This window comes from Ruegeria sp. CF1, assembly GCF_056537445.1.
Genome location: NZ_JBQFRN010000010.1, coordinates 58,909 through 83,546, shown reverse-complemented (window position 1 = coordinate 83,546; position 24,638 = coordinate 58,909). Strand labels below are relative to the sequence as shown.

The following is a 24,638-nucleotide window of genomic DNA, read 5'->3' as shown; positions in this document are numbered from 1 at the left end:
GTTTCTCCTCCTCAGGGTTCTCCGTCGCCGCCAATTGTAACGAATGGAAACGGATTCAAGGCCAACGTAACACGGGGTAACAAAAGCGGTGAAAATTTCCACCTTGTCAGGATATTGCATCGCATTCTGCGTTGCCAGGCGGCAATCTGTTAGCGCTATATCGCGTATGGCCGCCCTTGGGGTGGCACCGAATTCTCAGGGAGGAGAACAAAAAATGAAGCGTTTTGCATTTGCCACCGTGTCGACATTGGCCGTAGTGGCCGGGTCGGCTGTTGTGGCTGAACCAAAGGCCGAAGTTCTGCACTGGTGGACGTCCGGTGGTGAGGCGAAATCGGTCGCGGTTCTGCAGGAAGAGTTCGCCTCGAACGGCGGCACATGGACCGATATGCCGGTCGCAGGTGGCGGCGGCGATGCGGCCATGACTGCGCTGCGGGCCCGGGTTCTTGCGGGTAACGCGCCGACTGCTGTTCAGCTGAAAGGACCTGCCATTCAGGAATGGTATGAAGAGGGCGTTTTGGCAGACATTTCATCCGTGGCAGAAGCCGAAGGCTGGGCCGATGTGCTGCCAGCATCGATTGCAGGCCACATGATGTGCGAAGGTACGTGGTGTGCAGCACCTGTGAACGTGCACCGCATCGACTGGATTTGGGCCAATGCTGACGTTCTGGCCGCCAACGACATTGAAATGCCCACAACATGGGAAGAGTTCAACGCCGCTGCCGAAAAACTGCAGGCTGCCGGAGTGATCCCTTTGGCCCATGGTGGCCAGGCATGGCAAGACGCCACAGTGTTCGAAGCGGTTGCGCTGGGTCTGGGTGGCCCCGAATTCTATCAAAAAGCCTTTGTCGATCTCGACCCCGAGGCGCTGACCTCGGACACCATGGTTCAGGTCTTTGATCAGATGCGCACCCTGCGCGGTTATGTGGACGAAAACTTCTCAGGCCGCGACTGGAACCTTGCCACCGCTATGGTTATGAATGGCGAAGCAGCCTTCCAAATCATGGGTGACTGGGCCAAGGGCGAATTCCTGGCGGCTGGAAAGAAGCCCGGCGAAGACTTCCTGTGTGCCTCGACCCCCGGCGACGGATATCTGTACAACGTCGACAGCTTCGCCATGTTCGAAGTGGAAGGTGACGACAACCGCGCTGGTCAGGAATTGCTGGCCAAGCTGATCGTCGCGCCGAAATTCCAGGAAGTGTTCAACCTGAACAAGGGTTCGATCCCTGCGCGGACTGATGTGGCGCTGGATGCGTTCGACATCTGCGCGCAAATCTCGGCCGAAGATATGGGTTCGACCTCGGCAGGCGGTTCGCTGCTGCCGTCTTATGCCCATGGCATGGCGCTGCGCGGGTCGCAGGCCGGTGCGATTACGGATGTTGTGACCGCACATTTCAACTCGGATATGTCCTCGGCTGACGCGGTTCAGCAACTGGCGGACGCGGTAGCAAACAGCTACTGATCCAATACGCTCTGCCCCCTATAGTGAGGGGCAGAGCATCTTTCCCCGGAGGCTAAAATGTCCGAATGGCTGGAAAACCACCTGCCCAAGGTGGTGCTGGCACCGTCGTTCATCGCCGTATTGATCTTTGTCTACGGATTTATCGGATGGACCGCATGGGTGTCGCTAACCCGATCGAAACTACTGCCGAAATACGAGATCAAAGGCTTCATTCAGTACGAACGCCTGTTCGACTCTCCCCGCTGGGATACGGCGATCAACAACCTTTATATCTTTGGTGCGCTGTTCATCGTGATCGCGATGGTACTGGGCCTGTTGCTGGCCATCCTGCTGGATCAGAAGATCCGCGTCGAAGGCGCGATCCGGACGATCTACTTGTACCCGATGGCGTTGTCGATGATTGTGACAGGTACGGCGTGGAAGTGGATTTTGAACCCGGGCCTGGGCATCGAATCCATGGTGCAGGGCTGGGGCTTTCCGAATTTCGAATTCGACTGGCTGGTGAACCCTGACTATGCGATCTACACTATCGTGATCGCCGCGATCTGGCAGAGTTCCGGCTTCGTCATGGCGTTGTTTTTGGCCGGTTTGCGTTCGGTCGATGGCGAGATCATCAAGGCCGCACAGGTCGATGGTATCCCCACGTGGCGCATCTATACGGCGATCATCATCCCTTCGATGGCCCCGATTTTCCTGTCTGCTTTCATCGTGCTGGCGCACCTCGCAATCAAAAGCTTCGACCTTGTCATCGCCCTGACTGGTGGCGGTCCGGGCTACGCAACCGATCTGCCCGCTACTTACATGTACGCCATGGCATTTTCGCGCGGCGATATTGGTCAAGCGGCCTCGTCCGCGATGATCATGATGCTGGTCGTCTTTGCCATCGTGGTTCCCTATCTTTACTCAGAGCTGAGGGCGAAAAATGACTGATCTGTCGATGCCCCAAACACAAACCCGCACCCAAAGCGCTACGGGCAAGATTGCCCTGCGTTGGTTGCTTTATATCCTGCTTGGCCTGTTTGCACTGTATTACCTGATGCCGCTCTTCGTGATGTTGACGACTTCATTGAAAAGCCTTGAGGAAATCCGCACCGGCAGCCTGATTTCGCTGCCGCGAGAGGTCAGCTTCGACGCCTGGAAAACCGCATGGTCCGGCGCTTGTACCGGTATCCAGTGTGAAGGTTTGCGACCCTATTTCTGGAACTCGGTTCTGATCGCGGTGCCTGCGGTATTTTTGTCGACCCTGTTGGGTGCGCTGAACGGCTATGTCGTGGCGCAATGGCGGTTCAAAGGGGCCAATATCATCTTCTCGCTGATGCTGTTCGGTTGCTTCATCCCGTTCCAAGTTGTTCTGCTGCCGATGGCGCGTCTGCTGGGCATGATGGGGATTGCCGGAACCATTCCGGGCCTGATCTTCGTCCACGTGATCTACGGCCTGGGCTTCACCACGCTGTTCTTCCGCAACTACTATGTCACCATTCCGGCTGAGCTGACCAAAGCAGCGCGCGTTGATGGGGCCGGGTTCATGCGGATCTTCTGGTCGATCTTCCTGCCGCTGTCGCTGCCCATCATCGTGGTGACCGTCATTTGGCAGTTCACGCAGATCTGGAACGACTTCCTGTTTGGCGTGTCGTTCAGCCAGGCGGGGACACAGCCCGTGACCGTGGCGCTCAACAACATCGTAAACTCCACCACCGGCGTCAAAGAATACAACGTCGACATGGCTGCCGCGATCATCGCGGGGCTGCCGACGCTGCTCGTCTATGTCGTTGCCGGTAAGTATTTCATCCGCGGCCTGACCGCTGGCTCAGTGAAGGGATAAGACCCATGGCTCCCATCCTTGATATTAACAATCTGTACAAGAATTACGGCGCGACCGAGATTCTGAAAGACATCAACATCTCGATTGAACCGGGCGACTTCCTGGTGCTTGTCGGCCCCTCGGGCTGCGGTAAGTCTACGCTGCTGAACTGCATTGCGGGACTGGAAGAGATCACCGGTGGCACATTGTCCATCGGCGGCAACGACATGACCCATGTAAGCCCCAAGGATCGCGACATCGCGATGGTGTTCCAGTCTTACGCTTTGTACCCGACCATGTCGGTGGCCAAGAACATCACCTTCGGCATGAAAGTGCGCGGGGTCGATCAGGCCACGCAGGAAGCCAAGCTGAAAGACGTCGCCTCCTTGCTGCAGATCGAGCCATTGCTGAACCGCCGCCCCAGCCAACTGTCGGGTGGTCAGCGTCAGCGGGTCGCGATGGGCCGGGCGTTGGTGCGCGACCCCAAGCTGTTCCTGTTCGATGAACCGCTGTCGAACCTTGACGCCAAGCTGCGGGTCGAGATGCGGACCGAGATCAAGAAGCTGCACCAGACATTGGACGCATCCATAGTTTATGTTACCCACGACCAGATCGAAGCGATGACGCTGGCCACCAAGATCGTGGTCCTGAAAGGCGGGGTCGTGCAGCAGATCGGTACTCCGGCTGAGATCTACAACAACCCGGCCAACCTGTTTGTGGCGGATTTCATGGGCTCACCTGCGATGAACCTGATCCCGGCACAGGCATCGAACAATGGCTCGGGAACGCAAATCTCGATCGCGCGCGAATCCGGTGAAACGCTGGTTCTGAACGATACACGCGACTTGTCTCTGCCGCAGGATGTCATCCTTGGTCTACGCCCTGAAGATATCGCCGAGGCGGGGTTCCGCGCTGGCGCAGGCGTGCAGGAAGCCGCCTGCATGGTCGATATGGTCGAACCCGCAGGGGCAGATACCTATGTGGTGTCGGAATTGGGTGGCAAGCAGGTCACGGCGCGGCTGCATGCTGAAACCAGCGCGCAGGCCGGTCAATTGCTGAACCTGGCGTTCGACATGAGCAAGGTGTCCTACTTTGCCAAGGAAACGGGTGAACGGCTGAATTAAGTTGCCGTTGGCCCGCACCAACCCGGGGTGGGCCATACCAATCACAGTCGGTTTTGGCCGGTAAATTTGAAATATGCTATCTTGGGACGTAGCGAAGGGAGGCGCGCTATGTCCGATCCGTATTCCGATCTGGCCGGGCAGGATACCTCGGTCCAAGAGCGTATCGCCGAAGCTATGGAAGCGCGGTGTCTGGAGCCAGCGCAGAAAGAGATCAGGGATAGCTATCTAATTGATTTGATTGTCCCTGAGGGCGGGTTCGCGGTTGAGCTGGGTTCAGGCACCGGGCACATCACGCAAGAGCTGCTGTCAGTTGGCGGGGTGGAGCGCGCGCTCGGCATTGAGCCCTCACCGGTTATGGTCGAACGTGCGAGAAACAGCTTCGCCAGCGAGAGCAATCTTGTTTTTGAAACCGGCGATGCAAAGGCAACCAGGCTTGAAGATAGCTCAGCAGACCTTGTTCTGGCGCATACACTGTTGTGCCATGTACCCGGCCCCGAAGATGTGGTTTCCGAGGCCTTTCGGATACTGAAACCGGGCGGGATATTCGCGATTTGCGATGGGGACTACGATACCGCCACAGCGCAGATTGCCGATTTTGATCCTCTGGATCAACTCATTCGGTTCATGATCAATCAGAACGTCACCAACCTCTGGATCATGCGCCAGATTGGCGGTGCACTCTCTCAAGCAGGTTTTGAGTTGGGCCGTCGCCGGGGACACGGTTATGTGGCCGAAGGAGAGGCGACTTACTTTCTGACCGTTATCGACCGTGGTGCGGATCGAATGGCCGAGACCGGGTTGTTGGCGCCTGAAACGGCACAGGCGCTGAAATCCGAGGCCCGGGCGCGTGTGTCTGCAAACACGTTTTTTGGCTACATGTCTTATGTCAGCCAGATCGCGCGCAAGCCTGCAACCTGAACAAAAAAGCCACCGCGCGAACGGGTCGAGCGGTGGCCGGCGTAGGATAATACCTCTGATCAGCCAGTCTTTTTCAGATCCTTGATCAGGCGATTCAGGTCGCCGCCGCGCGCATCCAGCATTGCGCCAATCTCTGTGCGCTCGGTCAGCAACAAATTCACACCTTCGATGAACATGTTGTAGAACTTTCCACGACCCGATTTGTCGGACACCAGGAATGTCACTTCGAACGGGGATGAGCCGCGCAATTTGACCGAGGTTCTGACCTCGTATCCGGTCTTGATCTTGCGCGCGTTACGCACGGTGACCTCACCGCCGATGAACTCGCGGAACCGGCGACCATATTTGCGCGAAATATAGCCTTCGAACGCTTTGGTGAACTGACGCAGCTGTGCGGATGAGGCTGTGCGTGCATCCGCCCCCAGCGCATAGCGGGCCATGATCGGCACATCACCGTATTGCACAAAGATCTTTTGAAAATCACGCAGCATGGCATTTTCGGATTTACCCGAGTCAATGATACGCGTGATATCGGCCACAACGCTGTTGACCAGCTGTTTGGCCTGCGCTTCGGTCAGCGCGAACGCGGGCAGAGGCAATGCGGCAACTGTCATCCCGGTCAGGGCGGTGGCCACAAAACGGCGTCGGTTCAACAGGTTATTCGGCATAGGGGTCCTCGTACGGGTCAAGATAGGGGTCTCTGACAGGGTCGGTCCCGGTGGTGGCGTAGGGATCGTCATACAGACCCAAATAGGCGTCTTCATCATCCCTTGCCAGTTCAAAGCGGCGATTTTGCAGGTAGATCGTGCGCGCTTGCGCGTAACTGTCTGCACTTTCGTACAGAATCGAATCAACTGTATCCGAGAACCGACCGCGATCTCCCATCCGCCGCACGACCTCGGCATAGACACCAATATTGTCGACCGGGCGGGTCGGGCTAAAGTTGATCGGATTCGAGAACAGGTTGACCACAACGCCGACCGCATCGCGCGCGGTGGACGGGCCGTAGAAGGGCAGTTCCACATAAGCACCTTCGCCCACGCCCCAGACATGCAGGGTTTCGCCGAAATCAGTATCAACAGGCGGCAGGTTCAGCTCATCCGCCGGGGCTGACAGGCCAAAGCCGCCCACGGTCGAGTTGATCAGAAAGCGCAGCAGCGCATTGCCGGACTGTTTCAGATTGCCTTGCAGCAGATAGTCCAGCGCCTGCCCGGGCATCGTCAGGTTTTCGGCAAAGTGATTGAAACTGGTAACCATCGGATCTGGTACGATCTTCACATAGCCTTTCGAGGCCGGTCGGAACAGGAATCGGTCCACACCCAGATTGAACTTGTGAATGCCCCGGTTGGTCCCTTCATAGGGGTCAAAAATCTCACCCCGCGCCGCTGCGTCCTGAGGCTGCGTCGCGCATGCCGATAGGACCGTCAGGATGCCGAATATGATCAGGTGCTTCAGACGAATGTAACTTGGCACTGTCTTCGTTACTCCGAAAATTGCCCAGCGGTATCCGGGCCTTCAATCAATACAGCCTTTGCACCCTTGGTGGCGCAATTGGTCTCACATAGAGGTTTCGCGCAGGATTTGAAACAACAACTCGCGTTTACCTCAGCCGATGGGGCGACGTAAAGTGACACGAATTCAACACTTCCTGAATAAGAGAAGACCTGCCCAGTTTGCAGGCAATGGGAAAAATCCCGCTTTCACGCTTTCGGAAACAGGTTTTCCCGGTTAGCGTCCGCGCGGAATCACTATGAGATGAGGATAATCCACATGAGCATCGCAGCAAAACTGGACAGCCTGGGTGTCAGCCTGTCGGACGCACCTGCTCCGGCAGCGAACTACGTTCCTTTCGTGCGCATTGGCAACATTGTCTACGTGTCGGGCCAGATCTCCAAGGCGGATGATCTGATCACTGGTAAGCTCGGTGATGATATGGATGTTGAGGCAGGCGCCGCTGCAGCCAAAGTCTGCGCCATCAACCTGTTGGCTCAGGTCAAGGCGGCCTGTGGTGGCGATATCGACAAGCTGGTGCGCGTGATCAAGCTGACCGGTTTTGTAAACTCGACCGCTGATTTCACAGAACAGCCGAAGGTGATCAACGGGGCCTCCGACTTCCTGGTCGAAGCGCTGGGCGACGCCGGTCGTCATTCGCGCTCGGCCGTCAGCGCAGCCTCATTACCTTTGGGTGTTGCCGTTGAAATCGAGGGTATTTTCGAGGTTCAATGAAACCGTCCCTTCCGTCTGAGTTCCTGCAGCGCCCGATAGCACATCGCGCGCTGCATGACATTTCTGATCAGCGGCCCGAGAATAGCCGGGCCGCCATTCGTGCCGCAATTGACGCCGGTTATGGGGTCGAGATTGATCTGCAACGCACCCGTGACAATCGGGCCATGGTGTTTCACGACTATGACATGACACGTCTGACCGGGCAGCCCGGACCGATCCAACAGATCACCGAGACACAAGCGCGGGCCCAGACGCTTCTGCATTCTGACGGTGAAGGTATCCCCTCGCTCGAAGAGGTGCTGGCCATTGTTGCAGGACGGGTGCCCTTGCTCATCGAGCTGAAGGATCAAGATGGTGCAATGGGCCCCGATATCGGCGCTTTGGAAGCAGATGTTGTAAGCGCACTGAAAGACTATGAAGGCCCGGTCGCGTTGATGTCGTTCAACCCGCATTCAGTCGCAGAGATTGCACGCCTTGCGCCACATTTGCCGCGCGGTCTCGTTACCAGCTCTTATGAGCCCAAGGTCGAGCTTCTGCCGCAAGCCGTCTGCGATCATCTGCGCAACATCCCGGATTTCGACCGCGTTGGAGCCAGCTTTATCAGCCATGAAGTCATCGATCTTGACCGCCCCCGGGTCGCTGAGTTGAAGGCACAGGGTGTGCCGATCCTGTGCTGGACCGTGCGTTCGCTTGAACAAGAAGCAGAGGCACGCAAGGTTGCCGATAATGTTACGTTCGAAGGCTATCTGGCCGAACATCCCGCTTGATCCCGGCGCGCGCGATCACAGATAAAGGTGCAGCGCGGAGGGGATATGGATCAGGCACAGATTGAGGTTCGGGTTCTGACATCGGTCTCGCAGATTTCCGCGAGCGACTGGGACAGTTGCGCCTGCCCTGAGGTTGCCGATGGCGGGCGACCGCTTGATCCGTTCACGACACATCGGTTTTTGCATGCCCTGGAAGAAAGCGGCTCGGTCGGGCGTGGTACTGGCTGGCAGCCGCAATACCTGACAGCCTATCTGGACGGGATGCTGATTGCGGCAGCCCCGATGTTTGCCAAGTCGCACTCCCAGGGTGAATACATCTTCGACCATAGCTGGGCTCATGCCTATGAAAGCGCGGGCGGGCGATATTATCCCAAGCTGCAGATCGCGGTGCCCTTCACACCCGCGACTGGCAGGCGTTTTTTGGTGCGACCCGGCTACGATGCTGTCGGGATCTCGGCGCTGGTGCAAGGAGCGGTGCAACTGGCCGCCGAGAATCGAATTTCTTCCCTGCACGCGACCTTCTGTACCGAGGCCGAGGCGCTGGCAGGGGAACAGATGGGCCTGATGGTGCGTCACTCGCAGCAGTTTCACTGGCTCAATGATGATTACGCCGATTTTGACGAGTTTCTGGCTGCGCTGTCCTCGCGCAAACGCAAGAATATCAAGAAGGAACGCACGCAGGCCTGTGATTTCGGTGGGCAGATTCGAACAATCACCGGCGATGATCTGCGACCCGAGCATTGGGACGCGTTCTGGCGGTTCTATCAGGATACCGGCGCGCGAAAATGGGGCTCACCCTACCTGACGCGACAATTCTTTGATATCGCTCAGGAAACTATGACGGATGACATCGCCTTGGTGCTGGCCGAACGCAATGGATACCCCGTCGCCGGTGCGTTAAATTTTGTCGGGCGGGAAACGCTGTATGGCCGGTATTGGGGCTGTGTCGAACATCACCCCTGCCTGCATTTCGAACTGTGCTATTATAGGGCGATCGACTTTGCCATTGCGGAAGGTCTGGCGCGGGTTGAGGCCGGTGCGCAGGGCGAGCACAAGCTGGCGCGAGGCTATCTGCCAACCCGCACGCATAGCTTGCACTGGGTTGGCGATCCGGGTTTTGCTGATGCGGTTCAGAAATATCTGGACGCCGAGTCCCACGCAGTGGGAGAAGAGATCGAGATTCTGACGGATTATGGTCCGTTCAGGAAATCGAACCCGGAGGAACAGCAATGACCGAACTTCTGTCAACCGAGACCCGCGGCCCGCTGCTGGACCCGCTGTTCAGAAATGGCTGGACCATGGTCGAAGACCGCGATGCGATCACCAAGACCTTCATCTTCGATAGTTTTGTCGCCGCCTTTGGCTGGATGACGCAGGTGGCGATCTGGGCCGAGAAATGGAACCACCACCCCGAATGGTCGAATGTCTACCGCACGGTCGAGGTGGTCCTGTCGACCCATGATGTTGGCGGTCTGTCTGCACAAGACGCCAAGCTGGCGCGTAAGATGGACAGCCTGCTAACGGTCTCCGCGTGAACCCGTCCCACCGGCCAGCAATGTTGCCGTTCCCAGCTGCTTGAATTCTGCCGGGGTGATCGTGCCGTCGCTGACATTGATATTGCCCGGAATTCTGATCGTACGGGTGCCGACGGACCGCACGCTGCGGGCCGACGGATTGATGTCGAGACACCGATTTTCATAACAGGTCAGACCGCTGGTATTGATCTGAATCTGCGCCTGACCATCAGGGCCGCTGATCACCGGGGATTGCTGTACGTCACATGCGGCCAAAACCACCAGGCTACCGAGGCAGATCCATTTATTCATGACACGCTCCTGCCAACCAAGTTGGCGTTTAATCTAAGAGACCGTTGCCATCCTTATCCGCAGCGTCAAAATCGTTCTGCATCTGGCTGACATACTCTGCCTTTGAGATAAGACTGTCGCCATCCCGGTCAACGGCTTCGAACTGTTTGATATCCAAGAACGGTTTTGCTTCGCTCAGGCCCAGAGTGCCGTTCTTGTCTTCGTCCATTGCCTGAAATGCATAGTCCGAGAAGGCGTTGAATTCGTCCTTGGACAGGAAGCCGTCATTGTTGGTGTCGATGTTATTCAACTCGGCCTCGTGCAGTTCTGCGACAGTCTCGGCGTTTGCAGCAGCAGCCATCAGGAATGCGGTGGTGATAATCAATACTCGTTTCATCTCAAATCTCCTCAGCACGCGTAACGTTCGCCAGACACGCCACCCGCAGCGGCGCCCGCCGCCGTCAGGATGGTCTTGCCTGAACCACCGCCAAATTGATTGCCGATCACTCCACCGATCAGGGCGCCGCCTATGGTACCACTCAGGCAGGCGATCTCGTGCTGTCGCGCAGCCTGTTGTTGGGGTGTGGGTGCAGGTCCGCACGCCGCCAGGGCCCCGGCGGTGCCAAGAAACAATGTAAGAAATTTCAGTCGCATCAATGAACTCCCTAGTTGTATGGGCCAAGTATTGGCGCATCGGGGCGTTGCATCAAGTTAAATGCGTTTCACGTGGCCCCGGTCAAACCGGGGCCGACAGGGATCAGATACTATCAAGCAGGCCTTCACCAGCCGAGACCTCACAGACACCGGGGTTTTCTTCCAGATTCATCGCCACAACCTTGCCGTCTTCAACCAGCATTGCATAGCGTTTGGAGCGTGCAATCAGGCCTACGGGCGGGGCGTCGAAATCCATGCCGATGGCCTTGGTAAACTCGGACGCTGCATCGGCCAGCATGGTCAGCCCGGCCGCTGTTGCACCGGTGCTTTCTCCCCAGGCGCCCATCACGAAAGGGTCGTTGACCGAGATACAGATGATTTCTTCTACACCCTTGGCATCGAACTGGTCCTTGGTCCGCATGAAGCTTGGTACATGAGCGGTTGTGCAGGTTCCGGTGAACGCACCGGGTACAGCGAAGATCACAACCTTGCGCCCTTTGGTCTTGTCTGAAATCCGAACCTCCTCGGGGCCTTCGGCACCCATCTGGATCAGCGTGGCCTCGGGCAGCATGTCACCTGTTGCAATCATTTTTACGCTCCTGTCATTTGGATTTGCAGAGTCGGGCTTTGCCGCAATATAGGTGGTCGAAACAAAGTAACCACGTGAATTCTGCAGGGTGAGCGAAACATGAGCCATATTGTCGTGATCGGGGCAGGGCAGGCCGGTGCTTCTTTGGTAGCACGGCTGCGCAAGGACGGGTTCGAAGGTGACATCACCCTGATCGGAGCCGAGCCGCATTTGCCCTACCAACGCCCGCCCTTGTCCAAGGCCTATCTGCTGGGCGAGATGGAGCTGGAGCGCCTGTTCCTGCGGCCCGAGAGCTTCTATGCCGAAAACAACATCACCCTACGGTTGGGTCAACGTGTGACGGCGATTGATCCAAAGGCCAAGACGGTGATCCTCGGCGATGAGGTGATCACCTATGATGAACTGGCGCTGACCACTGGGTCCGACCCACGCCGCCTGCCCGCAGCGATCGGGGGCGATCTTGAGGGTGTCCATGTGGTGCGAGATCTCGCCCATATCGACGAGATGGAACCTCGGGTATCGGATGGCGCCCGCGCGCTGATCGTTGGTGGCGGCTATATCGGGCTTGAAGCCGCCGCCGTTTGTGCCAAGCGCGGGGTCAGGGTGACCTTGGTCGAGATGGCCGACCGCATCCTTCAGCGTGTCGCGGCCAAAGAGACAAGCGACTACTTTCGCACGCTGCACACCGAATACGGGGCCGACATTCGTGAGGGCGTCGGGTTGGATCGTCTGGTTGGTGAAAGTGGCAAGGTGACGGGCGCCGTCCTGACCGATGGCACCCAACTTGAGGTGGATTTTGTTGTCGTCGGCGTCGGCATCGCGCCGTCGACTCAACTGGCTGAAATGGCCGGGTTAGAGCTGGATAACGGCATCAAGACCGACGCCCATGGCCGCACCTCAGATCCGTCGATATGGGCGGCGGGCGATTGCGCGTCGTTCCCGCATGGCGAAGGCCGTATCCGCCTGGAAAGCGTGCCAAACGCGATCGATCAGGCCGAAATCGTGGCCCAGAACATGCTGGGCGCAGCTAAGGATTACACCGCAACACCTTGGTTCTGGTCCGATCAGTATGACGTCAAGCTGCAGATCGCCGGGCTGAATACCGGCTATGACCGTGTGGTGACTCGCAAGGGTGAGGGCGCGACGGTGTCCTTCTGGTACTACAAGGGAGATCAGCTGATCGCGGTCGACGCGATGAATGACCCGCGCGCCTATATGGTTGGCAAACGCCTGATTGATGCGGGCAAGACCGCTGATCCGGCTGTTGTTGCCGACCCAGAAGCGGACCTGAAACCGCTGCTCAAAGCGTGAGGATCATCGCCGGAGACTTCCGGGGCCGGGCTCTGACTTCGGTTGGCAAAGGCGATGCCGGTGCGCATCTTCGCCCGACCACTGACCGGGTAAGGGAAAGCCTGTTCAACGTTTTAAATCATCAGATCGACTTCGACGGCTTGCAGGTTCTCGACCTGTTTGCGGGCACCGGTGCATTGGGACTTGAAGCGCTGTCTCGCGGCGCGTCCCACGTCACGTTTGTCGATGATGGGAGGGTCGCGCAGAGTCTGATCCGCAAGAATATCGCCCTAACTGGCAGTGCCAGCCAGACCACTTTGATCCGGCGGGATGCGATCCGTTTGGGCGAAAACCCGGGCGCTGTTTGTGATCTGGTTTTTCTGGATCCGCCTTACGGAAAAGCTCTGGGTCAAAGGGCACTGGCCGCCGCCACCCAAGGTGGTTGGCTGTCTGATGACGCTCTGATCGTCTGGGAAGAAAGCACCCCAATGACTGCGCCCGAGGGCTTTACGCTGCACGACACGCGGAAATATGGCGACACGCATATCTCGCTAATGTGGCGCACAGGGGGCTGAGATGCACGATCTGGTTATCTTTGATTGCGACGGCGTTCTGGTCGATAGCGAGGTTTTGTCCAATCAGGTCATGGTCGACAATCTCGCTGGCCATGGCCTGCACTTGTCCTTAGCCGAATGCATGTCCCTGTTTGTTGGCGGCACCATGACCGGTGTGCGCGACAAGGCGCGCGAGCTGGGGGCTGATCTGCCGGATGACTGGACTGATCAAATCTATGCGGAAATCTACGAGACGCTGAAAGCAGGCACGCCTCTGGTCGCGGGTATCCGTGAATTGCTGGCGCAACTGGATGCAAGCGACATTCCCTACTGTGTCGCCTCAAATGGGCGGCCTGAGAAAATGAAGATCACTTTGGGCCAGAATGGTCTTTGGGAGCGTTTTCAAGATGTGATGTTTTCGGCTCAGGTGCTTGGAACGGGCAAGCCCGACCCGACCCTGTTCCTGACCGCTGCCCAGCATTTCGGCGCAACGGTGCCGGTTGTGATCGAAGACAGCGAAAACGGTGTCACCGCAGCAATGCGCGCCAATATGCGCTGCCTGGGCTATGCGGCCCATGATGATGGTGCGCGATTGGAAGAACTAGGGGCCGAAGTGTTCTCCGACATGTTACATGCGCCCAAGCTTTTGGGACTTTGAGCCATAAACGTGTTATGCTTGGTCCATGGACCGCGCTATCACACCTCCGCTCTGGGCTTTTTCGAAAGACGCCGACACCACAACTGGGCCTCCGCCCAAACCGATGCGCGCGCCGGTGTTCATTCACGACGCGGTCATCCCGTGGCGGGATGAAACCTTGCTGCTGAAGCTATTACGCGATCAGGCGACCGATCAGGACGAATAGGTCGGGTGATATTTGCCGCCCGGTGACAAGGTGAAAATCTCAACCCCATCTGCGGTCACACCGACCGAATGCTCGAACTGCGCCGACAGCGATTTGTCGCGGGTCACGGCAGTCCAGTCATCGGACAGTGTCTTGGTTTCAGGACGCCCCAGATTGACCATCGGCTCGATGGTAAAGAACATGCCCTCTTCCAACACAGCTCCGGTACCCGGACGACCATAGTGCAGGACATTTGGTGGCGCGTGGAACACCCGGCCCAGACCGTGGCCGCAGAAATCGCGTACAACGCTCATCCGATGCGCCTCGACATAGGCCTGAATGGCGTGGCCGATATCGCCGAAGGTATTGCCCGGCTTGACCATCTCGATACCTTTGAACAGTGCGTCGTGGGTCACCTGAATCAGCCGTTCGGCCTTGCGCGGCAGTTTACCCGCCACATACATGCGCGACGTATCACCGAACCAGCCATCAACGATGACGGTCACGTCGATATTCAGAATGTCGCCATCCTTCAGCTTTTTGTCACCCGGAATGCCGTGACACACCACGTGGTTCACGCTGATGCAGCTGGCGTGCTGATAACCCTTGTAGCCAATGGTTGCCGATTCCGCACCTGCATCCTCGACCATCTGAGTGATCAGCCCGTCAATCGCACCGGTGGTCTGGCCGACAAAAACATGTTCAGCAATGTCATCCAATATCCGCGCAGCCAGCGCCCCTGCCGCATGCATGCCGGCAAAGTCACTCTGTTCATAGATGCGGATACCGTCTTTGGTCAGACGGCCACGATGTTCTTTCATCGGTGCGGGACTCCAAATATTTCACGCAGCACTTCTTTTACGCTGCTTGTGCAGAAAGTACCAGAGGGCTCGGTTTTCAACTAGTAAATAGGGTCTATCAAAGAAGTTTCTAGCCCGCGCCCCATTGCCGAGCGGGCTCAACCCAGACGCCTTCGGGCGTGATCCGAGTTCCAACGACAAAGCGTTCAACCCCTATCGCCGCCTCAAACGCCGCCGCATAGGCTGGGTCAATATCATCGGCCAGTGCAAACCGATCGCAATCGGTCCTTTGCACCAAATAAAGCATGATCGCCCGGTGGCCCTGTACGGCCATCTTTGCCAGTTCGCCCAAATGTTTGGTGCCGCGTGCGGTGACGCTGTCGGGAAACTCGGCGAGGCCCGCTTGGCGTGAGAGGGTGACGCTTTTGACCTCGACATAAGCATCGGGTAGGCCCGGCCCGGTCAGCAGGAAATCGATACGGCTGTTTTCACCGTATTTGACCTCGGGGCGCACGGTTTCATAGGCGGCCAGCTCGGGGATTTCACGCGCCTCGAGCGCCAACCGAAGCGCCTTGTTGGGGACTGATGTGTCGACCCCTGTGAAATGCCCGTTCTCATGATCGACCAGCCGCCAGCCGTATTTCAGCTTTTTCTTCGGATCGTCGTTGGGCTCCAGCCAGATTTTCTCACCCGGTTCTGCGAGCCCCATCATTGAGCCCGGATTGGCGCAATGGGCTGTCACCTCGCGCCCGTCTTCCAGCCTGCAGTCTGCCAGAAAGCGTTTGTAGCGGCGGATCAGTCGAGCGGGGACAAGGGGGGTTTCAAATCGCATGGCCAAGGGCCTATACCTGCCCTAACGGTCGATCAAGAGGGAGGGCGCGTCATGGCCAATCCAACCGCTGCAATGTTGGTGATCGGGGATGAGATCCTCTCGGGCCGCACCCGCGATGCCAATATGCACTATCTTGCCGGAGAGCTGACCAAACACGGCATTGACCTGAAAGAGGTGCGCATTGTCAGCGATGACGCGCCCGCGATTGAGGCGGCGGTCAAGGCACTGTCCGATGCCCATGACCATGTGTTCACCAGCGGCGGCATCGGCCCGACCCATGATGATATCACTGCCGATTGCATCGCCCGTGCCTTTGGCGTGCATATCGATGTTCGCGACGACGCGCGTGCATTGCTTGAGGCGCATTACGAGAAATCCGGGCTGGAACTGAACGACGCTCGCCTGCGCATGGCGCGTATTCCGGAAGGGGCCGAATTGATCGACAACCCGGTCTCGACCGCGCCCGGCTTTACCATCAACAACGTCCATGTCATGGCCGGGGTGCCTTTGGTTTTTCAGGCCATGGTTGCGAGTGTTCTGCCTTCGCTCATCGGAGGTAGCCCGCTTTTGTCGCAGACGCTGCGTGTGGATCGGGGTGAAGGCGATATTGCAGCAACTTTGGCCGCACTGGCCAAAGACTTCGGCGATCTTTCGATCGGCTGTTATCCGTTTCAGACGAATGGCGTCTTCGGAGCCAACGTCGTCGTGCGCGGCACCGAGGGTGGACGGATCGATGCCGCCATGACCCGCCTTGCGAAAGAGATCGAGCTTTGAATCCCGATTGGGCCGCCGTTGTCGATGGCACATGGCCTGCCGCCGGCTATCAAACGCAAGGCCCATTTCGACTGCGGCAAGGACAGGGCGGAGGTTCACGCGTTTCTGCCGCCAATCGCACCGGGGACGTCACCAGCGCCGATATCGATGCGGCCGAAAGCGCCATGCAGGCGATGGGTCAAAAACGCATCTTCTGCCTGCGGCCCGGAGATGAGGCGCTGGATGCAATGCTTGCGCAACGCGGCTACGACATCCTTGATCCGGTTAGTATCTATTCCTGCCCGGCGCAGCAGTTGACCGATATCCCGATCCCGCGCGTGACTGTTTTCAACATCTGGGAACCGCTGGCCATCATGCGTGAGATCTGGGCGCAGGGCGGTATCGGCCCCGAACGGATTGCGATCATGTACCGGGCACCGGGCCCAAAGACCGGCCTTTTGTTGCGCCACAGCGATCAGCCCGCAGGAACCGGCTTCGTGGCGATCCATGAAGGTATCGCGATGGTTCACGCGCTGGAAATCCTACCGGATCACCGCCGCAAGGGGTTGGGCCAGTGGGCCATGCGCGCCGCGGCCTTTTGGGCGCTGGACAATGGCGCGCAGACGCTTAGCGTGATCTGTACCAAGGCGAACGCGGGGGCCAATGGCCTCTACCACTCGCTTGGGATGAAGATCGTCGGAGAATACCACTATCGCCAGCGCGTCTGAGGAGGACGAATTGACCAAACAGGACATGCCCACTGCCCTGGATCTGCCAATGGTGGACCCACTACCGTCAGAGACGCAGAAATACTTTGATATCTGTGTTGAGAAACTGGGAATGGTGCCGAATGTCCTGCGCGCCTATGCCTTCGATATCGACAAGCTGAATGCCTTCGCTTCGATGTATAATGATCTGATGCTGGCCGATAGCGGGCTGACCAAGCTGGAACGCGAGATGATTGCGGTCGTGGTGTCCTCGATCAACAAATGCTTCTACTGCCTCGTGGCTCATGGCGCAGCGGTGCGGCAGCTTTCGAGCGATCCGCAGCTGGGTGAGATGCTGGTCATGAACTACCGCGTCGCCAAATTGGACGCGCGCCAACGTGCAATGCTGGATTTCGCCGCCAAGATGACCACCGCCAGCACCACAATCGAAGAGCCCGATCGCCAGCAATTGCGCGACGCCGGGTTCTCGGATCGCGACATCTGGGACATTGCCAATGTCACCGGTTTCTTCAACATGACCAATCGCGTCGCCAGCGCCACTGCGATGGTCCCTAATCCCGAGTATCACGCCCAGTTCCGATGATCCGTTTCCTGTTTCTTAGCCTCCTTCTGGCTGTGCCTGTGCAGGCGCAGGAACTGACGCTGCCTGCCAACGCCCGGCAGATATCTGACCGCACCAGCGCGCTGGACAGCTATGATTTGCCGACCGGTGAGTTTGCCGATGGCTCGGTTCCGTCGCGCACCGTCGAAGGGCGTGTTGAGCGGCTGACATGGCGACTACAGGCTGGATCCAGCACAACGCTGCAAATTCTCGCGCCGCTACGGGATCAGTTGCAGGAACAGGGCTTCGAAATCGCCTTCGAATGCGAGGCGCGCTCCTGTGGCGGGTTCGATTTCCGCTTCGGCACCGAGGTGGTGCCGACCCCCGACATGTATGTGGCGATACACGATTATCGCTTTCTGTCCGCGATCCGGGGCGCGGAGGTATTAAGCCTGCTAGTCAGTCGCAACCCGCCGGATGGCTATGTGCAGATGATCCGGGTAACCCCGCAAGGTACGCAGCCTGCGCAGCCACTTGTGATCGAGGAAACCGTTGAGGGCCCTGCCGGATTGCTAAACGATCTCAGCAGTACCGGACATGTCATCCTTGATGACCTGCACTTTCGCACCGGCGAAGTCGCGCTGGGCGAAGGGCCGTTTGCCTCGCTTGCGCTGCTTGCGGGCTATCTGGCCGACAATCCTTCGACCCGTTTGGCGCTGGTAGGGCACACGGATGATACGGGCGCATTGCAGGCCAATATTGCGGTCAGCACCAAACGGGCGGAAGCCGTGCGTGCGCGCCTGATCGAAGCGCACGGTGTTGCCGCCGACCGGATCGAGGCGCAGGGCGTAGGCTATCTTGCGCCCATCACCTCTAACGCTACGCCCGAGGGCCGCGATCTCAATCGCCGGGTCGAGGCGGTGTTGCTGGTCAACTAACAGGCGCGAGCACCGCGGACGCCCTGTGTCCCCCTTGCCCTGATGGCGCGGCCTGATGCACACTTGCAGCTAATCGGTGCGTCTGTCTTGCCATCAGGCCTGTTGGCAGGCAGTCCCACCAGTCACCATGCTTTGGGAGGAATGCGTCATGGCATCCAAAACCGAAGATACCACTCCGCCGGATAACACGGTCCCACAGCAATCCATGCCCGAGGTTAACAGGCTGACGGCCGAGGATATTACCGCATCGCTGAAGGCCGGGTTTTCCGACTTCCTCGCACACCCGGTCATGAGCGGCTTTTTCGGCCTGTTCTACGCGGTTTTCGGCATCCTGTTCGTTTGGTGCCTGGTCGGGCTTGGCAAGATCTGGATGATCATTCCTGCCGCCGTAGGCTTTCCGCTGGTTGCCCCATTTGCGGCCGCCGGGCTTTATGAAATGTCCCGTAGGATGCAGAAAGGAGAAAGCTTCGGTTGGTCCGAAATCCTCAGCGTCATGGCCCATCAACGCAAGCGCGAGATGGGTTGGATGGCCTTTGTCACCCTGTTCATTTTCTGGGTATGGACCTACCAAATCCGCCTTTGGCTGGCGATCATCCTGCAAAAGGCGTCCTTCTCGGATTTCGAAGGGTTCATGAACACCATCTTCTTCACACCGCAAGGCTGGACCTTTCTGGCGGTCGGCACCTGTATCGGCGCTTTTTTGTCGGCGGTCCTGTTCTCGGTGACTGTGGTGGCCATGCCCATGCTTCTGGATCGGGAAACCAACTTTGTTTCCGCCATGCTCACGTCCATTCGCGTGGTCGCTGAAAGCCCGGTGGTAATGCTCAGTTGGGCGGCGATCATCTCGGTCACCATGCTGTTGTCGCTGGTTCCGGCGTTTCTGGGGCTGATTTTCACACTGCCGATCCTGGGCCACACCACGTGGCACCTGTATCAGCGGGCCGTATCACCAGAGACTAACTGATGCATCGCTAGACAAAAAAAGACCCGTGCTATTCAGCACGGGCCGTTTAGGTGCCACAGGGAGAATTCTACCAATCCATCGGACCCTTTTCGGCAAAGGACTCGACAAGAAAATCAATGAAAGCCCGCACCTTGGGCTGGGTGAACCGGCCCGGCGGGTAGACCGCATAGACGCCCTGAACCTCATCCGGCAGCGATGGCATGGCGTCTACCACCTCGCCCGATTTCAGTGCTTCGGCATATAGATAGCTGGGCAGATGCGCGATCCCAAGCCCCGAGATCGCGGCGTTCAGCAGCGACTGCCCATCATTTACGCTCAGCCAGCCAGCAGTGCGGACCTGACGCTTCTCGCCCGAAGGCGCCGTCAGCTTCCACACGCTGCCCGAGGATTGGCTGGAGTAATGCAGCAGTTTGTGTTCGTTCAGATCGTCGATCTTCTGCGGGCGTCCGAACTGCTCGATATATCTCGGCGACGCGACCATGCGTTTCACTGTTTCGGTCAGCTTACGGGCGCGCAGCGTGCTGTCTTCCAGCTCGCCAATGCGCACGGCCACGTCAAAGCCTTCGGAAATCAGCTCAACATAGCGGTTGTTCAGAACCATGTTCACGGTGATGTCCGGATAGGCCGATAGGAAGTCCGACAGGACCGGCGACAGGTGATTGACGCCAAAATCTGTTGCCACAGAGATCCGCAGCAGACCAGAAGGCGCAGATTGCATCGAAGTCACCAGCGCATCCGCTTCGCCTGCGTCGTTCAGCACGCGACGGGCGCGATCATAATAGGCCAACCCGATCTCGGTTGGCGAAACCCGGCGCGTTGTCCGGTTCAAAAGCCTTGCCCCCAACCGCGCCTCGAGGCTCGAGACGTGTTTAGACACGGCTGATTTGGAGATGCCCATTTTCTTGGCCGCGTCGGTGAAACCACCCTGGTCCACCACGTTGGAAAAGGCCTCCATTTCAGTTAGTCGATCCATTCTCGTTCCCCAGGTCTTCCGTTCGTTGTCTCTTTATCGCGATCAATCTGGGCAAGAACTGGGCAGACATGGGATAATATCAGGGTTTTGAATCGGATCGTTTGCAACTAGGAAACGCCCGGGCCTATATGCCGCGGACCATGCCTTTCGATACAAAACCCCGTTTTCTGGACTTTTTTCCAATCGTGCTATGATGAGAATGGCATTTTTGTGACCACGGAGGAGACTATGAAAGCCCTATTTGCTGTCATTACCCTGTGTCTGACCGCCAGCCTTGCGTGGGCCGGAGGGGAAACACCATCGAATCCAGATGCGAAGGTCTATTTCGTCAACCTGTCTGACGGGGACACCGTGCAATCACCTGTGACCGTAGTCTTTGGCCTCAGCGGTATGGGCGTTGCCCCTGCAGGAACCGAGAAGGAAAATACAGGGCACCATCACCTCCTGATTGATCGCCCACCACTTGGTCAGGGAGAAGACGGTGCGGACGAACTGTCATACGGTCTGCCCGCAGACGACAATCACATTCATTTCGGTGGCGGTCAGACCGAGGTGACTTTGGAACTTGCTGCGGGTGAGCATACTTTGCAGCTGGTGCTTGGGGATGCAGGCCACGTCCCTCATGCGACGCCCATTGTGTCCGAGGTGATTACGATCACTGTAGAGTAACAATTCACCTTCGCCGCAAAACACGATTATGCGGCGGCAGGCAGCAGGAATATATCGCGGGCAAGCTGCATGTTGAGACGTTCCGCAGAATACCATTGGTTGAGTACTGACTTGGCCATCAGGTCGGAATTTTCCTGTGCGAAACTCTTAAAGTCAGTAGCTTGCGTGTTGGCCAGCCGCTCTGCGATCAGGCTCATGAATGCGTAGGTGATTGTCAGATTGAACTTGTCCGGTGCGCCTGCGTTCGCTGCTAACGTGCGAATTCCCTTAGCGTAGATCGCTGCGGCATCGATGAAATCATACTTGTGTAGCAGGTCATAAGCGACTTGCACATGTTCGGCGTGTCCGAACGTTGCGTTGTCGATTGCGTGTGCTTCAAATGCGATGGTGACGTCGGCGTATCGCGATGCGCTCATTCTTCATCCTCCTTGAAACGGTGGCTGTCTTCGGCTGTCCAATCGAAGTCGTAGACACTTTTGAGCTGTTTGATCTTCTTCAGTGTCTCTTCAGAGAAGGCTGGCTTGTTCTCAAGGCTGTGCAGCGCGATGCCCTCAATCAGGTCGCCAAGGGTCATGTCCAGCGATTCTGCCAGCCCTTTGAGAACTTTCAGAAGCCGCTTCTCGATTCGAATTCCTGTTTGGGTGCGTTCTATTTTCTGACTCATGTTGTACATATGTATATTGATAACAACTGAGTCAAGGAAAACGAAAAAAGCCGCCTCTTCCGGGGCGGCTTTCTCCAGCGCACTGGCATTACAACGTCAGAACGCTGCTGCCAGACGTGTGCCCTGATTGATCGCACGTTTGGCGTCCAGCTCAGCTGCCACATCTGCTCCACCAATCACATGCGGGGTCATTCCACGTTCGATCAGCTCATCCGCCAGCGATCGGTCCGAGACCTGCCCGGCACATAGGACGATCGACTCGGCTGCGATCACGGTTGGATCATCGCGGGTTTCACCAAAGCTGACATGCAGGCCGTCCTCGTCGATGCGCTCATAATTCACACCACCAACGAAACTGACGTCCTTCATCTTTAGCGTCGCGCGGTGGATCCAGCCCGTTGTCTTTCCCAGCCCCTTGCCGTGACGCTGCGCCTTGCGCTGCAGCAGCGTGACCTGCCGTGCTGGTGCTTCGGGCTGCGGGCCCTCGGGGGCCAGGCCCGAGCGGTGTTCTGCGGGGTCGGTCACGCCCCACTCCTTCATCCACAATGGAAGGTCCGTGGTTGGGCTGTGACCGTCTTCCAGCAGAAATTCGGAGACATCGAACCCGATGCCTCCGGCCCCGATCACGGCGACGGTGCTGCCGACCTCGGCCTTGTCGCGCAGCACGTCGATGTAGCTGAGCACATTGTCCCGATCCTGGCCGGGAATCTGTGGATCACGTGGAGTGACACCGGTGGCGATGACCACCTCATCATAACCGGTCAGATCATCCGCGCTGACCTCGCGGTTCAGTTCGACCGTCACGCCTAGGTCGTCCATCATGGTACGGTACCAGTCGACCAGTCCCCAGAACTCTTCTTTCCCTGGCACCTGTTTGGCCATGTTCAACTGCCCGCCTATCTCGGCCGCGCGATCAAACAGGGTTACATCATGGCCGCGCTGGGCAGCTGTCATCGCGGTGGACAAACCTGCAGGGCCAGCGCCGACAACGGCCACTGTCTTGCGTGTCTCGGCCTTGCCGATCACCAATTCAGTCTCATGACAGGCGCGCGGATTCACCAGGCATGAGGTCAGCTTGCCGCTGAAAGTGTGGTCCAGACAGGCCTGATTGCATGCGATGCACGGGGCGATCTTCGCGGCCTCATCCGCAATCGCCTTGTTCACGAAATCCGCGTCGGCCAGCATGGGCCGCGCCAGAGACACCATATCGGCGCAACCGGTCGATAGAACTTCTTCGGCAACCTCAGGCGTGTTGATCCGGTTCGAGGTGATCACTGGAATCCCGACTTTACCCATCAGCTTCTTGGTAACCCACGCAAATGCAGCACGGGGAACGCTGGTGGCAATCGTTGGAATCCGCGCCTCGTGCCAGCCGATACCGGTGTTGATGATCGTTGCCCCGGCCTGCTCAATCCGCTGCGCAAGTTCAACGACTTCGTCATGGGTCGACCCATTGGGCACAAGATCAATCATCGAAAGGCGATAGATGATGATGAAATCGCTCCCCACGGCTTCCCGCGTGCGGCGCACCACCTCAATGGGCAGACGCATCCTGTTCTCGTATGACCCACCCCAGCGATCCTCGCGCTTGTTGGTGTGGGTCACGAGGAACTGGTTCAGGAAATACCCCTCGGAGCCCATGATCTCGACCCCGTCATAGCCCGCCTTCTGGGCCAGAACAGCCGCGTTGACGATATCGCCGATCTGCTTCTCGATGCCCTCTTCGTCCAGCTCATGCGGCGGAAACGGAGAAATTGGAGATTTCACCGGGCTGGGGGCGACGCATTTCGGCCCATAGGCGTACCGCCCCGCATGCAGGATTTGCATGGCGATCTTGCCGCCAGCCTCATGCACGCGTCGGGTGACGATGGAATGGTTCGCCACCTCTGTATCGTTGGTCATCATCGAAGCCCCCGGCAGCACCGAGCCTTCAAGGTTTGGGCCAATCCCACCGGTCACCATCAGCGCCACACCGCCGCGCGCCCGGTCTGCGTAGAATTCAGCAACCCGATTCCAATCGCCAGTCTCTTCCAGCCCGGTATGCATCGAGCCCATCAGCACGCGGTTCTTCAACGTGGTAAAGCCCAGATCCAGCGGGGCCAGCATGTTTGGGTACGCAGTCATGGCAAACTCTCCCTCCCGACTTTGACCGTCAGATTGACCTTCGCGTCACCTTTGTCACGCGAAACCTAACGTCATTCCCTTTGCCTTTACTGCGGCGCTTGCTAGAGACGCAGCAAAGCTTAATCACGAGGCCGCGCATGACCCCTGATGAAATCGCCAAACTGCCCTATCGCCCCTGCGTGGGACTGATGTTGATGAATGCCGAGGGTCTGATCTTTGTCGGTCAGCGCAATGATCGCCACAAGGACGCCTGGCAGATGCCTCAGGGCGGCGTGGACAAGGGCGAAGACCCGCGCGATGCGGCCCTGCGCGAGCTTTGGGAAGAAACTGGTGTAACCAGCGATCTGGTCGACATCATCGCCGAGACCGACGGCTGGCTGCCCTATGACCTACCGCATGACATTGTGCCGAAAATCTGGAAGGGCCGGTATCGCGGACAGGAGCAGAAGTGGTACCTGATGCGGTTCTTAGGCCGGGATGATCAGATCGATATCGCAACCGAGCACCCCGAGTTCACCCACTGGAAATGGCAGACCACGACGCGGCTGGTCGATGAGATCGTGCCGTTCAAAAAGGACGTCTACCAGCAGGTGCTTTCTGCGTTTCAGCCGCATCTCGGGTAG

32 protein-coding genes are annotated in these 24,638 nt (G+C 57.9%); 20 read left to right on the top strand and 12 right to left on the bottom strand.

Annotation, left to right across the window (positions count from 1 at the left end; genetic code table 11):
• The first annotated feature begins 214 nt into the window (after window positions 1-214).
• From ACRZ96_RS16425 to ACRZ96_RS16405, 5 genes are all read left to right on the top strand, one after another.
• Complete coding sequence (locus tag ACRZ96_RS16425; protein ID WP_170514081.1) at window positions 215-1,459, top strand: ABC transporter substrate-binding protein; 1,245 nt, start codon at window positions 215-217, stop codon at window positions 1,457-1,459.
• A 57-nt stretch (window positions 1,460-1,516) separates the two neighbouring features.
• A complete protein-coding gene (locus ACRZ96_RS16420) occupies window positions 1,517-2,389 on the top strand; it encodes a carbohydrate ABC transporter permease (protein ID WP_039543053.1) in 873 nt (290 codons plus the stop codon).
• Window positions 2,382-3,281 carry a carbohydrate ABC transporter permease gene (locus ACRZ96_RS16415; RefSeq protein WP_170466642.1) on the top strand — a complete coding sequence of 300 codons (900 nt, stop codon included), beginning with the start codon at window positions 2,382-2,384 and terminating at the stop codon, window positions 3,279-3,281. The genes ACRZ96_RS16420 and ACRZ96_RS16415 overlap by 8 nt, the downstream gene beginning before the upstream one ends.
• A gap of 5 nt (window positions 3,282-3,286) precedes the next feature.
• Window positions 3,287-4,384, top strand: coding sequence for an ABC transporter ATP-binding protein (locus ACRZ96_RS16410; RefSeq protein WP_480814846.1), 1,098 nt, complete (start codon window positions 3,287-3,289; stop codon window positions 4,382-4,384).
• Window positions 4,385-4,492: 108 nt separating this feature from the next.
• Window positions 4,493-5,302 (top strand): methyltransferase domain-containing protein, encoded by an 810-nt coding sequence (locus ACRZ96_RS16405; protein WP_480814845.1) that lies wholly within the window; start codon window positions 4,493-4,495, stop codon window positions 5,300-5,302.
• A 59-nt stretch (window positions 5,303-5,361) separates the two neighbouring features.
• On the opposite strand, the gene ACRZ96_RS16400 is transcribed toward ACRZ96_RS16405, so the two are convergent.
• Window positions 5,362-5,970 (bottom strand): MlaC/ttg2D family ABC transporter substrate-binding protein, encoded by a 609-nt coding sequence (locus ACRZ96_RS16400; RefSeq protein ID WP_170408534.1) that lies wholly within the window; start codon window positions 5,968-5,970, stop codon window positions 5,362-5,364.
• Complete coding sequence (locus ACRZ96_RS16395) at window positions 5,960-6,775, bottom strand: MlaA family lipoprotein (protein WP_170408533.1); 816 nt, start codon at window positions 6,773-6,775, stop codon at window positions 5,960-5,962. The genes ACRZ96_RS16400 and ACRZ96_RS16395 overlap by 11 nt, the downstream gene beginning before the upstream one ends.
• Window positions 6,776-7,072: 297 nt before the next feature.
• On the opposite strand from ACRZ96_RS16395, the gene ACRZ96_RS16390 reads away from it, so the two are divergent.
• Genes ACRZ96_RS16390 through ACRZ96_RS16375 form a run of 4 tightly spaced genes read left to right on the top strand, consistent with a single transcriptional unit; the run spans window position 7,073 to window position 9,830 of the window.
• Window positions 7,073-7,528: a RidA family protein gene (locus ACRZ96_RS16390; RefSeq protein WP_170394820.1), complete on the top strand. Its 456-nt coding sequence runs from the start codon at window positions 7,073-7,075 to the stop codon at window positions 7,526-7,528.
• Window positions 7,525-8,295 carry a glycerophosphodiester phosphodiesterase family protein gene (locus ACRZ96_RS16385; RefSeq protein WP_170515125.1) on the top strand — a complete coding sequence of 257 codons (771 nt, stop codon included), beginning with the start codon at window positions 7,525-7,527 and terminating at the stop codon, window positions 8,293-8,295. The genes ACRZ96_RS16390 and ACRZ96_RS16385 overlap by 4 nt, the downstream gene beginning before the upstream one ends.
• A gap of 45 nt (window positions 8,296-8,340) precedes the next feature.
• A complete protein-coding gene (locus ACRZ96_RS16380; protein ID WP_480760978.1) occupies window positions 8,341-9,528 on the top strand; it encodes a GNAT family N-acetyltransferase in 1,188 nt (395 codons plus the stop codon).
• Complete coding sequence (locus tag ACRZ96_RS16375; protein WP_170466627.1) at window positions 9,525-9,830, top strand: 4a-hydroxytetrahydrobiopterin dehydratase; 306 nt, start codon at window positions 9,525-9,527, stop codon at window positions 9,828-9,830. Before ACRZ96_RS16380 ends, ACRZ96_RS16375 begins: the two co-directional genes overlap by 4 nt.
• Here ACRZ96_RS16375 and ACRZ96_RS16370 read toward each other — a convergent pair.
• From ACRZ96_RS16370 to ACRZ96_RS16355, 4 genes are all read right to left on the bottom strand, one after another.
• A complete protein-coding gene (locus tag ACRZ96_RS16370) occupies window positions 9,813-10,121 on the bottom strand; it encodes a hypothetical protein (protein ID WP_480814844.1) in 309 nt (102 codons plus the stop codon). The genes ACRZ96_RS16375 and ACRZ96_RS16370 overlap by 18 nt on opposite strands.
• Window positions 10,122-10,149: 28 nt before the next feature.
• A complete protein-coding gene (locus ACRZ96_RS16365; protein WP_170394805.1) occupies window positions 10,150-10,497 on the bottom strand; it encodes an EF-hand domain-containing protein in 348 nt (115 codons plus the stop codon).
• 11 nt (window positions 10,498-10,508) lie between these two features.
• Window positions 10,509-10,754 carry a glycine zipper 2TM domain-containing protein gene (locus ACRZ96_RS16360; protein ID WP_170466621.1) on the bottom strand — a complete coding sequence of 82 codons (246 nt, stop codon included), beginning with the start codon at window positions 10,752-10,754 and terminating at the stop codon, window positions 10,509-10,511.
• Window positions 10,755-10,857: 103 nt separating this feature from the next.
• Window positions 10,858-11,343, bottom strand: a complete 486-nt coding sequence (locus ACRZ96_RS16355; RefSeq protein ID WP_170408529.1) for a peroxiredoxin family protein — start codon at window positions 11,341-11,343, stop codon at window positions 10,858-10,860.
• A 99-nt stretch (window positions 11,344-11,442) separates the two neighbouring features.
• Here ACRZ96_RS16355 and ACRZ96_RS16350 point away from each other — a divergent pair, with 99 nt between their 5' ends.
• From ACRZ96_RS16350 to ACRZ96_RS16335, 4 genes are read left to right on the top strand one after another with little or no spacing between them, the layout of a single operon-like run.
• On the top strand, window positions 11,443-12,654 hold the full coding sequence (locus ACRZ96_RS16350; protein WP_170394796.1) for an FAD-dependent oxidoreductase: 1,212 nt from the start codon (window positions 11,443-11,445) through the stop codon (window positions 12,652-12,654).
• Complete coding sequence (gene rsmD, locus ACRZ96_RS16345; protein ID WP_480706497.1) at window positions 12,651-13,208, top strand: 16S rRNA (guanine(966)-N(2))-methyltransferase RsmD; 558 nt, start codon at window positions 12,651-12,653, stop codon at window positions 13,206-13,208. Before ACRZ96_RS16350 ends, rsmD begins: the two co-directional genes overlap by 4 nt.
• 1 nt (window position 13,209) lies before the next feature.
• Window positions 13,210-13,845 carry an HAD family hydrolase gene (locus ACRZ96_RS16340; protein WP_170408526.1) on the top strand — a complete coding sequence of 212 codons (636 nt, stop codon included), beginning with the start codon at window positions 13,210-13,212 and terminating at the stop codon, window positions 13,843-13,845.
• A gap of 25 nt (window positions 13,846-13,870) precedes the next feature.
• Complete coding sequence (locus ACRZ96_RS16335; protein ID WP_170394788.1) at window positions 13,871-14,050, top strand: hypothetical protein; 180 nt, start codon at window positions 13,871-13,873, stop codon at window positions 14,048-14,050.
• Here ACRZ96_RS16335 and map read toward each other — a convergent pair.
• Window positions 14,038-14,850, bottom strand: coding sequence for a type I methionyl aminopeptidase (gene map, locus ACRZ96_RS16330; protein ID WP_170394785.1), 813 nt, complete (start codon window positions 14,848-14,850; stop codon window positions 14,038-14,040). The two genes, ACRZ96_RS16335 and map, sit on opposite strands and share 13 nt — an antisense overlap.
• A gap of 109 nt (window positions 14,851-14,959) precedes the next feature.
• On the bottom strand, window positions 14,960-15,661 hold the full coding sequence (sfsA, locus tag ACRZ96_RS16325; protein WP_170426107.1) for a DNA/RNA nuclease SfsA: 702 nt from the start codon (window positions 15,659-15,661) through the stop codon (window positions 14,960-14,962).
• Between the two features lie 51 nt (window positions 15,662-15,712).
• On the opposite strand from sfsA, the gene ACRZ96_RS16320 reads away from it, so the two are divergent.
• The 5 genes from ACRZ96_RS16320 (at window position 15,713) to ACRZ96_RS16300 (ending at window position 19,585) form a co-directional block, all read left to right on the top strand.
• Window positions 15,713-16,435 carry a molybdopterin-binding protein gene (locus ACRZ96_RS16320; RefSeq protein WP_170515093.1) on the top strand — a complete coding sequence of 241 codons (723 nt, stop codon included), beginning with the start codon at window positions 15,713-15,715 and terminating at the stop codon, window positions 16,433-16,435.
• Complete coding sequence (locus ACRZ96_RS16315) at window positions 16,432-17,142, top strand: GNAT family N-acetyltransferase (protein ID WP_170598347.1); 711 nt, start codon at window positions 16,432-16,434, stop codon at window positions 17,140-17,142. Before ACRZ96_RS16320 ends, ACRZ96_RS16315 begins: the two co-directional genes overlap by 4 nt.
• Window positions 17,143-17,152: 10 nt before the next feature.
• Window positions 17,153-17,725 carry a peroxidase-related enzyme gene (locus ACRZ96_RS16310; protein WP_480814843.1) on the top strand — a complete coding sequence of 191 codons (573 nt, stop codon included), beginning with the start codon at window positions 17,153-17,155 and terminating at the stop codon, window positions 17,723-17,725.
• Window positions 17,722-18,621: an OmpA family protein gene (locus ACRZ96_RS16305; protein ID WP_480706487.1), complete on the top strand. Its 900-nt coding sequence runs from the start codon at window positions 17,722-17,724 to the stop codon at window positions 18,619-18,621. Before ACRZ96_RS16310 ends, ACRZ96_RS16305 begins: the two co-directional genes overlap by 4 nt.
• A 148-nt stretch (window positions 18,622-18,769) precedes the next feature.
• Window positions 18,770-19,585, top strand: a complete 816-nt coding sequence (locus ACRZ96_RS16300) for a DUF2189 domain-containing protein (RefSeq protein ID WP_170514036.1) — start codon at window positions 18,770-18,772, stop codon at window positions 19,583-19,585.
• Window positions 19,586-19,652: 67 nt separating this feature from the next.
• Here ACRZ96_RS16300 and ACRZ96_RS16295 read toward each other — a convergent pair whose 3' ends face one another.
• Complete coding sequence (locus ACRZ96_RS16295; RefSeq protein WP_170394766.1) at window positions 19,653-20,558, bottom strand: LysR family transcriptional regulator; 906 nt, start codon at window positions 20,556-20,558, stop codon at window positions 19,653-19,655.
• Between the two features lie 228 nt (window positions 20,559-20,786).
• Here ACRZ96_RS16295 and ACRZ96_RS16290 point away from each other — a divergent pair, with 228 nt between their 5' ends.
• A complete protein-coding gene (locus ACRZ96_RS16290; protein ID WP_170819197.1) occupies window positions 20,787-21,227 on the top strand; it encodes a DUF4399 domain-containing protein in 441 nt (146 codons plus the stop codon).
• 26 nt (window positions 21,228-21,253) lie between these two features.
• Here the strand turns inward: ACRZ96_RS16290 and ACRZ96_RS16285 are convergent, their stop codons facing one another.
• From ACRZ96_RS16285 to ACRZ96_RS16275, 3 genes are all read right to left on the bottom strand, one after another.
• Window positions 21,254-21,643, bottom strand: coding sequence for a hypothetical protein (locus ACRZ96_RS16285; protein WP_480706485.1), 390 nt, complete (start codon window positions 21,641-21,643; stop codon window positions 21,254-21,256).
• Window positions 21,640-21,891, bottom strand: coding sequence for a hypothetical protein (locus ACRZ96_RS16280; RefSeq protein ID WP_480706483.1), 252 nt, complete (start codon window positions 21,889-21,891; stop codon window positions 21,640-21,642). Before ACRZ96_RS16280 ends, ACRZ96_RS16285 begins: the two co-directional genes overlap by 4 nt.
• A 96-nt stretch (window positions 21,892-21,987) precedes the next feature.
• Window positions 21,988-24,015, bottom strand: a complete 2,028-nt coding sequence (locus ACRZ96_RS16275; RefSeq protein WP_480706481.1) for an FAD-dependent oxidoreductase — start codon at window positions 24,013-24,015, stop codon at window positions 21,988-21,990.
• A 137-nt stretch (window positions 24,016-24,152) separates the two neighbouring features.
• On the opposite strand from ACRZ96_RS16275, the gene ACRZ96_RS16270 reads away from it, so the two are divergent.
• A complete protein-coding gene (locus ACRZ96_RS16270; protein WP_170426121.1) occupies window positions 24,153-24,638 on the top strand; it encodes an RNA pyrophosphohydrolase in 486 nt (161 codons plus the stop codon).

Bases quoted from the DNA above. Each gene is read 5' to 3' on its own strand.
- ACRZ96_RS16425 (WP_170514081.1), top strand. From the start codon at position 215: ATGAAGCGTTTTGCATTTGCCACCGTGTCGACATTGGCCGTAGTGGCC.
- ACRZ96_RS16420 (WP_039543053.1), top strand. From the start codon at position 1,517: ATGTCCGAATGGCTGGAAAACCACCTGCCCAAGGTGGTGCTGGCACCG.
- ACRZ96_RS16415 (WP_170466642.1), top strand. From the start codon at position 2,382: ATGACTGATCTGTCGATGCCCCAAACACAAACCCGCACCCAAAGCGCT.
- ACRZ96_RS16410 (WP_480814846.1), top strand. From the start codon at position 3,287: ATGGCTCCCATCCTTGATATTAACAATCTGTACAAGAATTACGGCGCG.
- ACRZ96_RS16405 (WP_480814845.1), top strand. From the start codon at position 4,493: ATGTCCGATCCGTATTCCGATCTGGCCGGGCAGGATACCTCGGTCCAA.
- ACRZ96_RS16400 (WP_170408534.1), bottom strand. From the start codon at position 5,970: ATGCCGAATAACCTGTTGAACCGACGCCGTTTTGTGGCCACCGCCCTG.
- ACRZ96_RS16390 (WP_170394820.1), top strand. From the start codon at position 7,073: ATGAGCATCGCAGCAAAACTGGACAGCCTGGGTGTCAGCCTGTCGGAC.
- ACRZ96_RS16385 (WP_170515125.1), top strand. From the start codon at position 7,525: ATGAAACCGTCCCTTCCGTCTGAGTTCCTGCAGCGCCCGATAGCACAT.
- ACRZ96_RS16380 (WP_480760978.1), top strand. From the start codon at position 8,341: ATGGATCAGGCACAGATTGAGGTTCGGGTTCTGACATCGGTCTCGCAG.
- ACRZ96_RS16375 (WP_170466627.1), top strand. From the start codon at position 9,525: ATGACCGAACTTCTGTCAACCGAGACCCGCGGCCCGCTGCTGGACCCG.
- ACRZ96_RS16370 (WP_480814844.1), bottom strand. From the start codon at position 10,121: ATGAATAAATGGATCTGCCTCGGTAGCCTGGTGGTTTTGGCCGCATGT.
- ACRZ96_RS16365 (WP_170394805.1), bottom strand. From the start codon at position 10,497: ATGAAACGAGTATTGATTATCACCACCGCATTCCTGATGGCTGCTGCT.
- ACRZ96_RS16360 (WP_170466621.1), bottom strand. From the start codon at position 10,754: ATGCGACTGAAATTTCTTACATTGTTTCTTGGCACCGCCGGGGCCCTG.
- ACRZ96_RS16355 (WP_170408529.1), bottom strand. From the start codon at position 11,343: ATGATTGCAACAGGTGACATGCTGCCCGAGGCCACGCTGATCCAGATG.
- ACRZ96_RS16350 (WP_170394796.1), top strand. From the start codon at position 11,443: ATGAGCCATATTGTCGTGATCGGGGCAGGGCAGGCCGGTGCTTCTTTG.
- ACRZ96_RS16340 (WP_170408526.1), top strand. From the start codon at position 13,210: ATGCACGATCTGGTTATCTTTGATTGCGACGGCGTTCTGGTCGATAGC.
- ACRZ96_RS16335 (WP_170394788.1), top strand. From the start codon at position 13,871: ATGGACCGCGCTATCACACCTCCGCTCTGGGCTTTTTCGAAAGACGCC.
- map (WP_170394785.1), bottom strand. From the start codon at position 14,850: ATGAAAGAACATCGTGGCCGTCTGACCAAAGACGGTATCCGCATCTAT.
- sfsA (WP_170426107.1), bottom strand. From the start codon at position 15,661: ATGCGATTTGAAACCCCCCTTGTCCCCGCTCGACTGATCCGCCGCTAC.
- ACRZ96_RS16320 (WP_170515093.1), top strand. From the start codon at position 15,713: ATGGCCAATCCAACCGCTGCAATGTTGGTGATCGGGGATGAGATCCTC.
- ACRZ96_RS16305 (WP_480706487.1), top strand. From the start codon at position 17,722: ATGATCCGTTTCCTGTTTCTTAGCCTCCTTCTGGCTGTGCCTGTGCAG.
- ACRZ96_RS16300 (WP_170514036.1), top strand. From the start codon at position 18,770: ATGGCATCCAAAACCGAAGATACCACTCCGCCGGATAACACGGTCCCA.
- ACRZ96_RS16295 (WP_170394766.1), bottom strand. From the start codon at position 20,558: ATGGATCGACTAACTGAAATGGAGGCCTTTTCCAACGTGGTGGACCAG.
- ACRZ96_RS16290 (WP_170819197.1), top strand. From the start codon at position 20,787: ATGAAAGCCCTATTTGCTGTCATTACCCTGTGTCTGACCGCCAGCCTT.
- ACRZ96_RS16285 (WP_480706485.1), bottom strand. From the start codon at position 21,643: ATGAGCGCATCGCGATACGCCGACGTCACCATCGCATTTGAAGCACAC.
- ACRZ96_RS16280 (WP_480706483.1), bottom strand. From the start codon at position 21,891: ATGAGTCAGAAAATAGAACGCACCCAAACAGGAATTCGAATCGAGAAG.
- ACRZ96_RS16275 (WP_480706481.1), bottom strand. From the start codon at position 24,015: ATGACTGCGTACCCAAACATGCTGGCCCCGCTGGATCTGGGCTTTACC.
- ACRZ96_RS16270 (WP_170426121.1), top strand. From the start codon at position 24,153: ATGACCCCTGATGAAATCGCCAAACTGCCCTATCGCCCCTGCGTGGGA.